This is a genomic window from Hymenobacter sp. YC55 (assembly GCF_029433095.1).
Lineage (GTDB): Bacteria > Bacteroidota > Bacteroidia > Cytophagales > Hymenobacteraceae > Hymenobacter.
Genome location: NZ_JARNTX010000002.1, coordinates 158,724 through 172,349 on the forward strand (window position 1 = coordinate 158,724; position 13,626 = coordinate 172,349).

A 13,626-nucleotide genomic window follows, 5' to 3' on the forward strand; every position below is an offset into this window, starting at 1 on the left:
GACTTTCACTCACCTATTGCGGCGGGAGTTCCGGTTGGTTGCAGACTACCGGTTGCATATTACCCGTGCTACCCGGCCTGGCCTTTAGCATCAACTACCACAAAGCCCCTGCCGGTTACCGGCAGGGGCTTTGTGGTAGTTGATGCGGTTGTTCTTAATCGAGACTTATTTAATCGACTATTAAAATCAGTGCGTTACAATTACTTTCTGTTGGTATAGCGCAGATTCGCCATGCACTTGCAACAGATATACACCAGCCGGTACTGCGTTTAGGCTCAGTTGGGTTTTAGATTGCTGAGCAGGCACAGACCAGCGTCTCACCGTGCGGCCGTTCAAATCTACTAGGGTGGCGGGTCGAGTTTTGGAGGCGGCAGGTAATTGTAGATTTACGGATTCATGGGCTGGATTGGGGTAAAGCTCTAGAGGCTGCCAGGCCAGTGCCTTATGTGTGTTCAGCGCAATGTTGCTAAGCCTAGCCAAGCCAATGCGAGTTTGTCCGGCTACATAGCGGAATGAACCGAAGAGGACGATTTTGCCGTCGGTTGGCTGAAGTGCAATACCGTTCAATACATCATCACCAGTGAAAATACTTTGCGGAACGGCTATCGGATTAAAGCTTGCGTCAAGACTGCCATCAAGGTTGAGGCGAACAAGCGTATTACTGTAAGCAGGCGAGTTGCGGCTAGCGAGCAGGCGGCCGTCTGGCTGTACTGCTCGCAGAACATAAAAATCTGCTAACGCGGAATACGTCGGGTCAACGCTGCCATCAACTGTAAGACGAACCACACCGTAGGGTGCTGGCTGGCCATTAAAGGTAGTGAACGAGCCACTAACCAATAAACGCCCATCAGGCTGTGACAGAACTGTATAAGCAGCACCAGTGCCAGCCGCCGTTCCTACTGAGAAAGTGTTGTCTGGAGAGCCGTTGGCGTTGAGACGCTCAAGAGTAGTGGCCGATGAGTTGGGAAAATCATCACTCACCACCAACAACTTCCCGCTAGATTGTACTAACACCTTAGCAACACGACGGGCCGCCTGGCCACTAACTGTTGCAAAAGTATTATCAGGTGTACCATCAGCGTTGAGGCGCACTAGACCATTTAAGTTACTCAAGCCTCCGTAAGTACGGAAACGGCCAAATACGAGTAGTTGTCCGTTGTTCAGATCTACTGCGCCTTGTAATTGCGCTGGTACTACACCAGGGCTGAATGTAGTTGGTCCAAAAGGCTGAGCATTAAAACTATTGTCGATGGCACCTGATGCGAACTGCCGTTGGAGTGAAACGTAGGACAATTGGTTTCCCAATAGATAGAAGCTGCCATTGGGCTGCAGGGCTTGTACAATGCCAGCACCAGTGGATTGGGACACGAAACTGGCATCGAGGGTACCATCGGCATTGATGCGGCGTACCGCATTAGCGCTGCCAGGAGCGGGCAAGCCATTAAACTGGGTAAAATTACCGGTTACTAATAGCTGCCCGTTAGATAGTGGTACTGCCTGCGTAAGTATTCCTCGAGCTTCGACTACTGGCGCAAATGCTGCGTCAGGCAAGCCAGTAGTACCATTTAGCCGAACAATGCCACCATAAGAAGTAGCGTTATATTGAGGAAAGCCGCCGGCAACTAACACTTGGCCAGCAGGAATAGTTGTAACGTAGTTGACTTGGTTGCTAGCTCCAACTCCAGCTGCAAAGTTTGTGTCGAGGTTGCCTGTAGAGGTAAGGCGTGCCACTCGGCCTCGATTAATGCCATTCACTTGTGTGAAGTTGCCTCCGATAACGATGCTGCCGTTGGGTTCCAGGCTGATACTACGAACAGTATTATTAGCGCCAGTACCAGGCTGGAATGAGTTATCGAGGGTGCCATCAAGCAACAAGCGCGCTATTCGTGCGGCTGGCTGTCCATCAACTTGTGTAAATGATCCTCCTATCAGGAGCTTGCCATCGGGCTGCTGGGCCAGAGCCGATATAGGACCGAGGTTGATGTTTGTTGTGTTGGCAATAAAGCTGGGGTCTACCACACCAGTACTGGTTAGGCGAACTAGCCAACGTAGCTGTTGGCCGGCGAAATTAGTGAAAGAACCTCCTATCAGAATCTTGCCATCGGCTTGTACTAAAATAGTTGATACAGATCCACCTTGGTCCATACCAGTTCCACTATTGAATGATGAATCCACTGTCCCATTGGGTTGTAGTCGTACAAGCCCGCCGGTCTGCACACCGCCGTTAAAAGTTGTGCCGCTACCAACCAGTATTTTGCCATCTGGCTGCAAAGCTAAGCTAGTGATCTGTCGGATAGAAGCAGCGGTGCCAAAGGTAAAGCTTTGATCAACTGAACCATCGGAGTTGAGGCGTACTACTAGTGGAAAGGGCTGACCGTTGAAGGTCGTGAAGCCACCACCTACCAGAATCTTGCCATCAGGCTGAAGCAGGATATTGGAGATGAATCCGTTAGCCCCGGTGCCCCCCACATTGAAAGTAGCATCTGTGGTGCCATCGGGGTTGAGGCGCTGTAGCTTACCTGTAAGGGTTCCATTCACAAAGTCGAAGCCACCTGCAACTAAAATTTTTCCATCAGGTTGTACGGCCAGCGAATTTACTGTTAACTGCAAGCCTGCTGTAAGTGGCGTTTTCAGTACAGTAGGTTGAAAAGAGGGATCTAGTGACTGGGCATTAAGTACTGTAGCTCCTTCTAAGCAGCAGAATAGCGAGGCGGCTAAAATGAATGAAGTAGAGATTTTATACATAAATGTTCAGACAAAATGAGATTAATAGAATCATGTTAAATGATCATAGGGCAAACAATTCCTAATAGACCAAAGGTAGGAAGTCAATATGGTATTATTAGTGTGGTTTACCTTGAATAAGCTTGAATAGTAATTGATAAAATTGTATTTATATAATATGAATTAGTCGGTTTGTAATTTGCTGCAGATCGGGTATGATAATTACACTTGCCTGAATCATCCCAATAAGCAGTGGTTGATTCAGTAAATTTTAAAGAGGCTTGAACTATAAAAGCAGCATTCAATGCTGATGGCCCATAATATTATGAGTCATCAGCATTGAATGCTGCTTTTATAGCTTACCTGCAAAGTAGCTTGCTGGCAACTTAGAGGATTGCTTAAAACGAGTAGTTCAGCGAAGCTTTAATAACTCTGTTATAAGAGTCGAAGCGGTTGTTCTTGTCAAGGGAGGAGAGGCCATAGTCGTAGCCGGCGCTGAAGCCGATGCCGCTGGTGGACTGATAGCCAATGCCGCCTACTACACCAAAATCGACGGGGCGGAACTGGTCTTTGATGTCGAAGTCTTGCTTGAAGGCCGAGAAGCCGAGGGCGCTGGCTTCTACACGGGCGTTGTTGCTGACCAGGAAGGAGGCTTGCGGGCCGGCGAATAAGTAGAAGCCGGGCGTGATGTAAGCTTTGGCTAGTACCGGCACATCAATGTACGCCATGCGGGAAGTTGCCGTCACGCGGGCATTCAGGAAATCAAGCGGCTCGAAGGGAATGGTACCAACCAACTTGGTGCCTTTCTCGGAGTAGCTGATGCCCGGCTCGATGGCGAAGCTCGAACCCAATGGCAGCGTGGCGTAGAAGCCTACGTGGAAGCCAGGCTTCATTTCTTTGGTGACGGCGCCGCTGGAAAAGTCGGCTACGTCCATCACGCTTTGCACCGCGTCGCCCGACCAGTCGGATACGTTTACGCCGGCCCGGATACCGAACTGCGGGCCGAGGGCGGAACTCGTTGATTTTGGAGAATATACCGAGCGAGCTTGTGCTTTGCCAGTGTATTTGCCGGTATAAGCTGGTACGCGGTGGGGCTGAATTTGAGCCTGCGCGGAGAGAGTAAAGGCGGAAAACAAAAGGGTAGCCGCGGCCAGGCGGCCGAAAAGTCGCTTCGTATTCATAGCAGGAAGATTGAGAGTTGTGAACCGGAGATGCGTTGCGCGTCGCAGAAAAGCCGGTGTTGCGAAGGCTAATTACAAAACCGTGCCAATTCCGATTTAGACTTGTCAGGAGATAGGCCATAGACCCCAAAAAGCGGCAAAGCGCAGCTATATAGCCAAGGTGAGGCATAAAGCTTGCGGCATTCTCACTAGGTGCAGATACTAACCTCGGTACGCAAGCTCAACGGCTATAAGAAAACAAGGGGTTGCTACGCAGACACTATGTTGCGTGTGAAGTCTCTGTGAAAAGTGCAGGCTGATCCTGGCAAAACGATAACACCATCGTCTTGCGGCCATAATATTGCCTTTACACTAGGCAGGAACCTTTGCGGCTTCATTCAAGCCTGCTGCTATGTGCAAAGATTTTCCTCTCTTTTCCACCGTTTTTTCAGTTGCACTGCTGAGTGCCTTCTCCGGTTTCAGCCAATCGACCGATGCTTCCATTGCGGGGCGGGTAGTTGATGAAAAAGGTGTTACCCTGCCGGGCGTAACCATTATTGTGCGCAATGAGGCAACGGGTTTCCAGACGACGACCGTCACCAATGCAGAGGGACGCTATTTTCTGCGGCAGCTTCCACTTGGCAAGCCCTATACCGTGCGGGCCAGCTACATCGGTTCCACCAACCAAGTGAAAAACGAGTTGACGCTGAACCTAGGCGACCAACTGGCTGTGGATTTCACTATGCAGCCTTCCACCGTTGGCTTGCAGGAAGTGGTGGTGCGCGGCAACGCCCTCAACAGCCGCATCGACCGCCTAGGCAGCAGCACGGCCATCACCGACCAAACCATCCGCCAGATTCCGACGCTCAACCGCAGCTTCACCAACCTGGCTTCGCTGGCGCCCACCTCCAACGGGGGCAGCGTAGGCGGCCAATTGCCCTCGTCGACCAATTACCTGATTGATGGGGTGAGTGCTCGTAACAACCTCACGTCTGGGGCGGTAGGCAACGGACCGTACTCGCTTTCGCTGGAGGCTATCCGCGAATTCGAGGTGGCTACCAACGTGTACGACGTGACGCAAGGCCGCCAAGGCGGCGGCACCATCAGCGCCGTTACCAAGTCGGGCACCAACACCTTCACCGGCTCGATCTTCGACTACTACCGCGCCGATTTCCTGGCCAGCCCCTACGACATCCGGGGCAACCGCCGCACCCAAAATTTTACCACCAACCAGTACGGCTTTAGCCTCGGCGGCCCCATCATCAAGGACAAACTGCACTTCTTCACGGCCCTGGACCGGCAAGATCAGTCGGCTCCGTTTTTTATTGCCGATATTAAGTCGGATGCGGATGCCAATGCTTTGGGTATCAGTGCGGGGGCGCTGGATACGGTGCTGACCATTGCCCGCAATAAGTACGGCCTAAGCAGCGCCCGGCAAACCGGCGAGTTCGGACGTAAGACGTTGGCTAACACATTTTTTGCGCGCCTCGACTGGCAGATCAACGAGAATAACCGCCTGACGCTGCGCAATAACTACAGCGACTGGAACAACCCCAACAGCACCGACGACAACTCGTCTATCAACCTATATGAGGTGTACGGAAACTTCAAGTCGCGCGAGAACAGCACATTGGCTTCGTTGCGCACGCAGTTCAGCCCCGACCTGCTTAACGAGTTGAAGGTGCAGTACCAGACCGTGAAGCGCGACTACACCCCCAACGACCAACTGCCGGCCGCCAACATTCCGCGGGCCATTGTGACGGTCCGCTCGCGCCTGCCCAACGGGCGGCAGGGGAGTACGTCGGTGCAGCTTGGCGGGCAGCGTTTCACGCCCGAAAACAACCTGGAAAACCAGATCCAGCTCGTCAATACCACGTACCTGACCAAAGGCCGCTACAACTTCACCTTCGGCACCGACAACACGCTGACTTACCTGGATACCTACATTTCCAGCGAGCAAAACGGGCGCTTTGTGTTCAATAGCGTGCAGGAATTCAACGACTTAAATCCGACCCGCTACGCGCGGGAAGTACCGTTGCAAGGCGTGCCATCGGTGCAGCAGTACGTGTTGAATACCTCGTTGTTTGGGCAGGCGCAGTACAATCCGCTGCCCCACGTGGAAGCCATTGTGGGCTTGCGTTGGGACATGACGAGCTACCTGACGGCCGGTGCCTACAACCCCGTGGTGCAAGAAGCGCTAGGCTTGCGCACCGACAACAACCCCACCGACTGGAACAACATTCAGCCCCGCGTGCAGCTGACGTGGGACGTGAAGGGCGAACGGAAAAGCATCGTCCGGCTTGGCGGCGGCATTTTCTCGGCCAACCCCGTCAACTACGCTCAGGTCAACAACATCCAGAACAGCGGCACCAAGGTGGCCTCCATCGACGTGACGCGGCCTTCCTCGGGTCAGAATCCTGTGCCCCGTCCCGACTTCCCCGCCTACCGCGCCGACCCTTCTACGGCTCCCGACTTGCTGCCGGGTGTGCCGTACGTGTCGACCATTAACTTGAACAACAAAGACTTGCAGGTGCCGAACGTGTACAAGGCCAACTTGAGCGTGAACCGCATTGTGAGCAGCTGGCTGCGGGTGGGCGTCAACTTCCTGTACTCCTACACCCGCGACAACTACGTGTACCTGGACCGCAACCTCGTGGACCAGCCCTACTTCACGCTCGACAACGAAGCCAACCGCGGCGTATTCGTGCCGGCCAACACCATCACCGGCGCGGGCATCACCAACAACGTGCTCGGGCGCAAAACGCCGGCCGTGGGCCGCACGCTGGAGTTCACCAATGGCGCTAAAGTTAGGCAGGCGGCTATGATTGTGGATGCCGAGCTGCGCTACTTCCGCGACGGGTATTTCAACGCCAGCTACACCCTCAACGATACCCGCGACAACACGTCTTACAACGGCAACGTGGCCAATACGTCCACCTTCCGGCCCGTGAAGTCGGACCCGCGTAGCCTAAGCGAAATCAACTATTCCGACAACCAGTTCCGGCACAAGGTCGTGTTCTTCGGCAGCTCGCCTACCGTGAAAGGCTTTGCGCTGAGCGCCCGGTTCACCGGCCTAGGCGGCACGCGCTACTCCTTGCTCGTGGACGCCGACATCAACGGTGACTTCGTGGGTGGCCCCGGTACCGACAATGACCTGGCCTTCGTCTTCGACCCCAACAACCCGGAAACCAACCCGGCCGTGGCGGCCTCCATGCAGAAGGTGCTCGACAACCCCGACAACCGGGCCAAAGACTACATCCGGCGCAGCCTTGGCGGCATTGCCGACCGCAACGGGGGCATCAACCCGTTCTCGGGCACGTTTGATGTACGCCTGCAAAAGACCTTCAAGACCTTCAAAAACCAGGGCCTCACCTTCAGCGTCGATGCCTTCAACTTCGCCAACCTGCTCAACAAGGACTGGGGCGTGAACTATAACCTCGGCAACCAGAACCTGCTGACGGTTAGTGGCTTCAACCAAACCACGCGGCGCTACACCTACCGCGTCAACGAGAACGTGGGCACTACGCTCCAAAACGGTACGCCATACCAGCTCCAGCTCGGCGCCCGCTATTCTTTCTAAGAACCTATTCGAATAGACTTCAACTCGTCATCACCTTTCCCTTCCATCTAGATGAAGTCATTTCTCGCCACTGTAGGCCTGAGTTTCGGCCTGGCATTTACCTCGTTCGGTCAAGCGGCCAAGCACGTAGTTCTCATTAGCATCGACGGGTTCCGGCCCGATTTCTACCGGGAAGCCAAGTGGCCGACGCCCAACTTGCAGCGCATGGCCGCGCAGGGCACCTCGGCCGATGGGGTGCGGGGCGTGTTTCCGAGCGTGACGTATCCGTCGCACACCACGCTCATTACGGGCGTGGCCCCGCTGCAGCACGGAATCTACTACAACTCGCCCTTCGAGCCCGATGGCGCCACTGGGCGCTGGTATTGGGAGGAAAACCTAATCAAGACCGAAACGCTTTGGGACGCCGTGCACAAAGCGGGCCTCAAGTCGGCTTCCGTGATGTGGCCCGTGTCGGTGGGCGCCCCCATCGACTACAACGTGCCCGAGTTTTGGTCGCTCGATAAAAATATGGACCGTTTCACGCCGGTGCGCGAGCAAACTATGCCTAAAGGCCTGATGGAGGAAATTGAAACCAACGCCACCGGCAAGCTCACGGCCCGCGACATGAGCAGCGACTATGTCAGCGGCGACGAAAACGGCAGCCGTATTGCGGCCTACCTGATGGCAACCTACAAGCCCGCGCTGCTCACCTTGCACGTATTCGGGGTAGACCACGCCGAGCACCAAGACGGCCGCGACGGGGAGCACGTGCGCCGGGCCCTAGCCACCGCCGATTGGGTGGTGGGCAACATTGTGGAGGCTCTCACCAAAGCGGGCATCGAAAAGGAAACGGCCGTGATAGTAACCGGTGACCATGGCTTCGTGGACATCACCACCACGCTGGCCCCCAACGTGTGGCTGGCGCAGAACGGCCTGTACGGCGCCAACAAAGGTGACTGGAAAGCGCAGTTTCACACTTCCGGCGCCGCCGCTTTCTTGATGCTGAAAACCAAGAACGACAAGAAAACCTTGGAGCAAGTACGCCGCCTATTGGCCGCCGCACCCGCCGAGCAGCGCAACCTGTTCCGGGTGGTGGAGCGCGCCGAGCTAGACCAGATTGGCGCCGACCCGAATGTGGCGCTGGCGCTGGCCCCCGTACCGGGCGTATCCATGAACAGCAGCCGCGAAGGCGAAGTAATACGGCTCGGCAAAGGCGGCACCCACGGCTTCTTCCCCGATTTCGCCCAAATCCAAACCGGCTTCATTGGCTTTGGTCCTGGCTTTACGGCCGGGCAGGTGGTGCCCCAAATGGCGCTGCAAGATGTAGCTCCTATTACCGCCCGGTTGTTGGGTCTGCCGTTCACGGGTGCCCAAAGCCCTGTGCCCGCGCAAGTGGTGAAGCGGTAGACGGCCAGCCCTTGGTGAATTTACGTGCTACCTATACTTACTGAATTCTATTGCTCGTGTAGTGCAAGAGGCTAAAACGACAAACGGACCGCAATTTTTGCGGTCCGTTTGTCGTTTTAGTTCTTTGCTTTTATAGCCTAGCCTACATCTTTTTCTTGGAACTGGTTTTCGAACTAGGTGTGGTTGTAGTGGCGAGGCGGCGTTCTATGTCTTCCACCATATACAGGGCATCGCTCTTCATCTGCGGGTCGTCGGTGAAGTAGCGGGCCGCCGCACGGGCTTCCTCGCCTGCCTTAGCCAGTTGCTTGAGTTCGTTGTAGCTATAGGCCAAGTGGAAATGAGTCCAGGCATAACTCGGGCGCAGCTTGATGGCCCGTTTGAAAGGCGCCACGCTCTCGGCAAACCGATTCCGCAGCATGTTCACGTAGCCGAGCGCATAATACGATGTGAAGTCGCCGAGGCCGTGGGCGTTGGCCGTGGTGTAGTTGCGCGCTACCAGCGACATCAGCGTTTTGGGCGACTTCTCGGCTTCGGCACAATCACACTGCAACACTTGGTAGTAATAGTCGCCTAAGGCCCGGCTTATTTTGTAGTTGGCGGGGTACTGCTTTTTCAAGCTCAGCAGCGTGCGCTCTATCGGGAAGTTGTAGGGTATGGCGGCGCGGCTGTAGCGGACCCGCAACGAATCGAGCCGTTCGAGCGGTTCCAAGTCGCGGAAGCCGAACGCCTCGTACTCGCGGCTGCGCAGGTTGTAGTTGATTGCCAGCTCCATTTTCTTGAGCACCACGGCCGGGCGGCGGTGCTTGGGGTCGAAGCGGTTGAGCACTTTGTAAGCCGACTCGTACTTACGGTCCTGCATCAGCTGCGACGCTCTTTCTAGTACATCGGCTTCGGCAGTGGCCTTGGCTGGCGTGGCCGCTGGTTTGGCTGCCGCGGTGGCTGATTTCGTTTTAGTGGCAGCAGGTTTAGCTGCGGCAGCCGGCTTGGAAGGCTTGGCGTCGGGTTGAGTTTGGGCGAAGGAGGGACACGCCAAACTCAGGGGCAAAAGCAAGAGAAAGAGGAGACGGTGTTGCATAGGTGGTCGTGTATACGAAACTCGGGGCGGTACCAGTTAACAAAATGAAGAAGGTAAATCGTTGATTTTCTGAAAATCTTTCTCCACATTGCCGCCGTTAAGCTACTCACCCATGGCACAGCAACGCTACTTTTTTGGCTTTTATTACTTCTGCGCTTCTGCGTAGTCGAGCAGCCGCCGTGTAGCTTTTCCAACCTGAAAACTCCAGCGCCTCTCGACTTCGAGAGGCGCTTTTTTTACGTCTTTTCCTTCCATGCGCCACTTCGCTCCCATTTTTACCTTCTTCTATTACCCGTTCTTTTACTCGAAGAACTAGGCCCGTTTTTGCCGCTGCTGACTCACCGCACACCGCAAACCTAGGGCCCCGCACAGTGGAGCCCTTTTTCATGCTCTTTTCCTAAGTCCCGTGCTTCCCTCTCCTTCTTCTTATCGGTCACCCCTAATGTCCTCCTCTTCCGCCATTGCTATTCAGGGTTATGCGGGCAGCTTCCACGAGTTGGCCGCCCGTCACTATTTCGGCTCAACCCCGGCTATTGCGCCCTGCGCCACTTTTAGCGAAGTAGTACGGCAGGTAACGAGTGGCGCCGCTGAGGTTGGATTGATGGCCATTGAGAATTCCATTGCTGGCAGCATCCTGCCCAACTACAGCTTGTTGCAGCGGTCGGCGGTGCAAGTGACGGGCGAGGTATACTTGCGCATCCGGCAGCACTTGCTAGCCTTGCCGGGGCAAGAACTGGCCGATATTCGGGAGGTGCACTCGCATCCGGTGGCGCTGCTGCAATGCGCCGACTTCTTGGCCCTGCACCCCTGGCAATTGGTTGAAACTGTAGATACCGCCCTCAGTGCCCGACACTTGCGCGAGCACAGCCAGATAGGAATTGCGGCTGTGGCCGGCGAAGCGGCCGCCCGGCTCTACGGGCTGGAGGTGCTGGCCCACGATATTCACGCCGACCCCGAAAATTACACCCGCTTCCTGGTGCTGGAGCGTCAAGACCCCGAGCGGTCCATCAGTACGGCCAACAAAGCCTCGCTCTATTTTCACACCGACCACCAGCGCGGCAGCTTGGCCCGCGTGCTAACGTGCATTGCCGGCCACGGCTTCAACCTTTCCAAGCTACAGTCGTGCCCGCGGCCGGGGCGCACCTGGCAGTACTACTTCCATGCTGATGTCGAGTTCGACGAAGCCGCACAACTGCCGGCGCTGCTGCAAGAGTTGACCCTGCTCACCGACGATCTGCAAGTGCTTGGTGCCTATCAACGCGGCGAATATTATTGACCGAGTCCGCTTATCACCATCAAGCATGTGCTTGATAAGATGCTGCTAACGGCGGCTCTGCCTCAACAAGAAACAAGTCGATAATGCACCAAGCAGGAGCTTGGAAATCTTCCCGAGTAACTGGCAACCATCAACAAACCGCCATGCAAGTTTCAACTGCTCAGCGCTTAGCGAATACCGGTGAATACTACTTCTCGCAGAAGCTGCGCGAAATTGCGGCCCTCAACCAAGCTGGCGCCGACATCATCAACCTCGGCATCGGCAGCCCCGACCTGCCGCCGCACCCAACCGTAACGGCAGCTCTCACGGCCTCAGCTGCGCTGCCCACCACCCACGGCTACCAGAGCTACCAAGGCATTCCGGCTTTGCGTGCGGCCGTGGCCGAATGGTACGACCGCGCCTACGGCGTGACCCTCGACCCGGCTACCGAAGTGCTACCCTTGCTCGGCTCGAAAGAAGGCTTGATGCACATCGGGATGACGTTCTTGGAAGCCGGCGACGTGGTGTTGATTCCGAACCCAGGTTACCCCACTTACCGGGCAGTAGCCGAAATCTGCGGCGCCACCATCCGCGAGTACAACCTGACGGAAGCTACTGGTTGGCTACCCGACCTGGAGGCCCTAGCCGAGTCGGACTTGAGTGAGGTGAAGATGATGCTGGTCAACTACCCGCACATGCCCACCGGCACCCGCGCCGATGCGGCGTTCCTTGCGCGCCTTGTGGCCTTTGCGCAGCAGCACCAGATCATGCTGATCCACGACAACCCCTACAGCTTCATCCTCAACGATGCGCCCATGAGCTTACTGGCGGTGCCGGGGGCGCGGGAAGTGGCATTGGAACTGAATTCGCTGAGCAAGTCGCACAACATGGCTGGCTGGCGCGTAGGCTTGCTCGCGGGCCGCGCCGATTGGCTGCGGGAGGTATTGCGCTTCAAGAGCAACATGGATTCGGGCATGTTTCTGCCAGTGCAGCAGGCGGCCGTAGCGGCGCTAGCACTTGGGGATGAGTGGTTTGCAGAGCTCAACGCCGTGTACAAGGGCCGCCGTCAGGTGGTATTCGAGCTGCTGCACACCCTCGGCTGCCAGCCTGACCCTGAGCAAACCGGCCTGTTTGTGTGGGCCGCCGTGCCACCCGCCTATACCGATGGCTATGCCCTTAGCGACGAGCTACTAAATGAGGCCCGCGTGTTCCTGACGCCCGGCGGCATTTTCGGTAGCAACGGCAACGGTTTTATCCGGGTGAGTCTCTGCCAAAGCGAAGCAGTGCTTCGGAAGGCGGTGGACCGCATTGTGCAGTCACGCAAGGCGTTGGCCTAGCTAAACACAGGTAAACTTCCAACGAACATGACCATCGTAACTGTAATAGGAATCGGGTTGATTGGGGGCTCCCTAGCGTTAAGCTTACGGCAGCAGGGCCTAGCCACCCGCTTTATAGGAGTCGAAGCTAGCCCCGAAAACGCCCGGCGCGCGTTGGAACTCGGCCTGATCGACGAAATTGAAACCGACCTCGCCACCGCCGTAGCCGCCGCCGACCTAGTAGTAGTAGCCGTGCCCATGGATGCCATGCTCAGCGTGTTGCCGCAGGTGCTGGATGCTGCCACCGGCCGCCAAGTAGTAGTAGATGTGGGTTCTACCAAAGAGAAACTGCTGGCGGCCGTGGCCGAGCACCCAAACCGTGGACGTTTCGTGGCCATCCACCCCATGGCCGGTACCGAGTACTCCGGACCCGAGGCGGCCGTGCAGCACTTGTTTGCCGGCAAAACCCTAGTGATGTGCGACGCGCACCGCAGCGACCCGGATGCAGTGCAACTAGTAGAGAACTTGTTTCGGGCCTTGCCTATGCGCCTGCTCTACCTCGATGCCGCTGACCACGACTTGCACGCCGCGTACGTGTCGCATATTTCGCACATCACCTCTTTTGCGCTGGCACTCACCGTGTTGGAGAAAGAGAAAGAAGAGCAGCGTATCTTTGATTTGGCTAGCGGCGGTTTCGAGTCGACGGTGCGTCTGGCGAAAAGCTCTCCGGCTATGTGGGTACCCATCTTCCGTCAGAACCGCACCAACGTGCTCGACGTGCTAGACGAGCATCTGCGGCAGCTCCAGGAGCTACGCCGCTTGCTAGCCGATGAGGACTACGAAGGGCTGCGACATTCCATTGAACAAGCCAACCACATTCGCAAAATCATTTCCTAAACCTATAATCTAGGCAGTCTTGAACGTCAGTCATGCTGAGCGCAGCCGAAGCATCTCGCGTGCTGATGTCTGATTAGTACTCCTACATCAGCACGCGAGATGCTTCGGCTGCGCTCAGCATGACAGTACTTCTCCAGCGGCACCGCGCGAGATGCTTCAGCTCTGTGGACGCCAGATCAAATAGGAAGTCTTTTCTGACACAAAAACACTTTTAAAACTTCGCACATACACTT

8 protein-coding genes are annotated in these 13,626 nt (G+C 55.9%); 5 read left to right on the plus strand and 3 right to left on the minus strand.

Translation table 11 applies throughout. From position 1 onward, the window contains the following. Positions 1–186 precede the first annotated feature (186 nt). Together P1X16_RS13890 and P1X16_RS13895 are read right to left on the minus strand one after the other, a co-directional pair. Positions 187–2,610 carry a T9SS type A sorting domain-containing protein gene (locus tag P1X16_RS13890; protein WP_277229945.1) on the minus strand — a complete coding sequence of 808 codons (2,424 nt, stop codon included), beginning with the start codon at positions 2,608–2,610 and terminating at the stop codon, positions 187–189. A 512-nt stretch (positions 2,611–3,122) separates the two neighbouring features. Continuing rightward, positions 3,123–3,905 carry a porin family protein gene (locus P1X16_RS13895; protein WP_277229947.1) on the minus strand — a complete coding sequence of 261 codons (783 nt, stop codon included), beginning with the start codon at positions 3,903–3,905 and terminating at the stop codon, positions 3,123–3,125. Between the two features lie 391 nt (positions 3,906–4,296). Here P1X16_RS13895 and P1X16_RS13900 point away from each other — a divergent pair, with 391 nt between their 5' ends. Both P1X16_RS13900 and P1X16_RS13905 read left to right on the plus strand, forming a co-directional pair. Then, entirely contained in the window at positions 4,297–7,464 is a 3,168-nt protein-coding gene (locus P1X16_RS13900; protein WP_277229949.1) for a carboxypeptidase regulatory-like domain-containing protein, read from the plus strand. Between the two features lie 51 nt (positions 7,465–7,515). Next, positions 7,516–8,850, plus strand: coding sequence for an alkaline phosphatase family protein (locus P1X16_RS13905; protein ID WP_277229952.1), 1,335 nt, complete (start codon positions 7,516–7,518; stop codon positions 8,848–8,850). Positions 8,851–8,992: 142 nt separating this feature from the next. On the opposite strand, the gene P1X16_RS13910 is transcribed toward P1X16_RS13905, so the two are convergent. Further along, entirely contained in the window at positions 8,993–9,925 is a 933-nt protein-coding gene (locus tag P1X16_RS13910; RefSeq protein WP_277229954.1) for a hypothetical protein, read from the minus strand. A 442-nt stretch (positions 9,926–10,367) separates the two neighbouring features. Between P1X16_RS13910 and P1X16_RS13915 the strand changes: the two genes are divergently transcribed. From P1X16_RS13915 to P1X16_RS13925, 3 genes are all read left to right on the plus strand, one after another. After that, positions 10,368–11,201, plus strand: a complete 834-nt coding sequence (locus P1X16_RS13915; RefSeq protein WP_277229957.1) for a prephenate dehydratase — start codon at positions 10,368–10,370, stop codon at positions 11,199–11,201. Between the two features lie 143 nt (positions 11,202–11,344). Then, positions 11,345–12,517, plus strand: coding sequence for an aminotransferase class I/II-fold pyridoxal phosphate-dependent enzyme (locus P1X16_RS13920; protein WP_277229960.1), 1,173 nt, complete (start codon positions 11,345–11,347; stop codon positions 12,515–12,517). Between the two features lie 27 nt (positions 12,518–12,544). After that, positions 12,545–13,393 carry a prephenate dehydrogenase gene (locus P1X16_RS13925; protein ID WP_277229963.1) on the plus strand — a complete coding sequence of 283 codons (849 nt, stop codon included), beginning with the start codon at positions 12,545–12,547 and terminating at the stop codon, positions 13,391–13,393. Positions 13,394–13,626: the final 233 nt, after the last annotated feature.

Excerpts from the sequence above, each read along its gene's own strand:
- P1X16_RS13900 (WP_277229949.1), top strand. The coding sequence starts at position 4,297 with ATGTGCAAAGATTTTCCTCTCTTTTCCACCGTTTTTTCAGTTGCACTG.
- P1X16_RS13920 (WP_277229960.1), top strand. The coding sequence starts at position 11,345 with ATGCAAGTTTCAACTGCTCAGCGCTTAGCGAATACCGGTGAATACTAC.
- P1X16_RS13905 (WP_277229952.1), top strand. The coding sequence starts at position 7,516 with ATGAAGTCATTTCTCGCCACTGTAGGCCTGAGTTTCGGCCTGGCATTT.
- P1X16_RS13895 (WP_277229947.1), bottom strand. The coding sequence starts at position 3,905 with ATGAATACGAAGCGACTTTTCGGCCGCCTGGCCGCGGCTACCCTTTTG.
- P1X16_RS13925 (WP_277229963.1), top strand. The coding sequence starts at position 12,545 with ATGACCATCGTAACTGTAATAGGAATCGGGTTGATTGGGGGCTCCCTA.
- P1X16_RS13915 (WP_277229957.1), top strand. The coding sequence starts at position 10,368 with ATGTCCTCCTCTTCCGCCATTGCTATTCAGGGTTATGCGGGCAGCTTC.
- P1X16_RS13910 (WP_277229954.1), bottom strand. The coding sequence starts at position 9,925 with ATGCAACACCGTCTCCTCTTTCTCTTGCTTTTGCCCCTGAGTTTGGCG.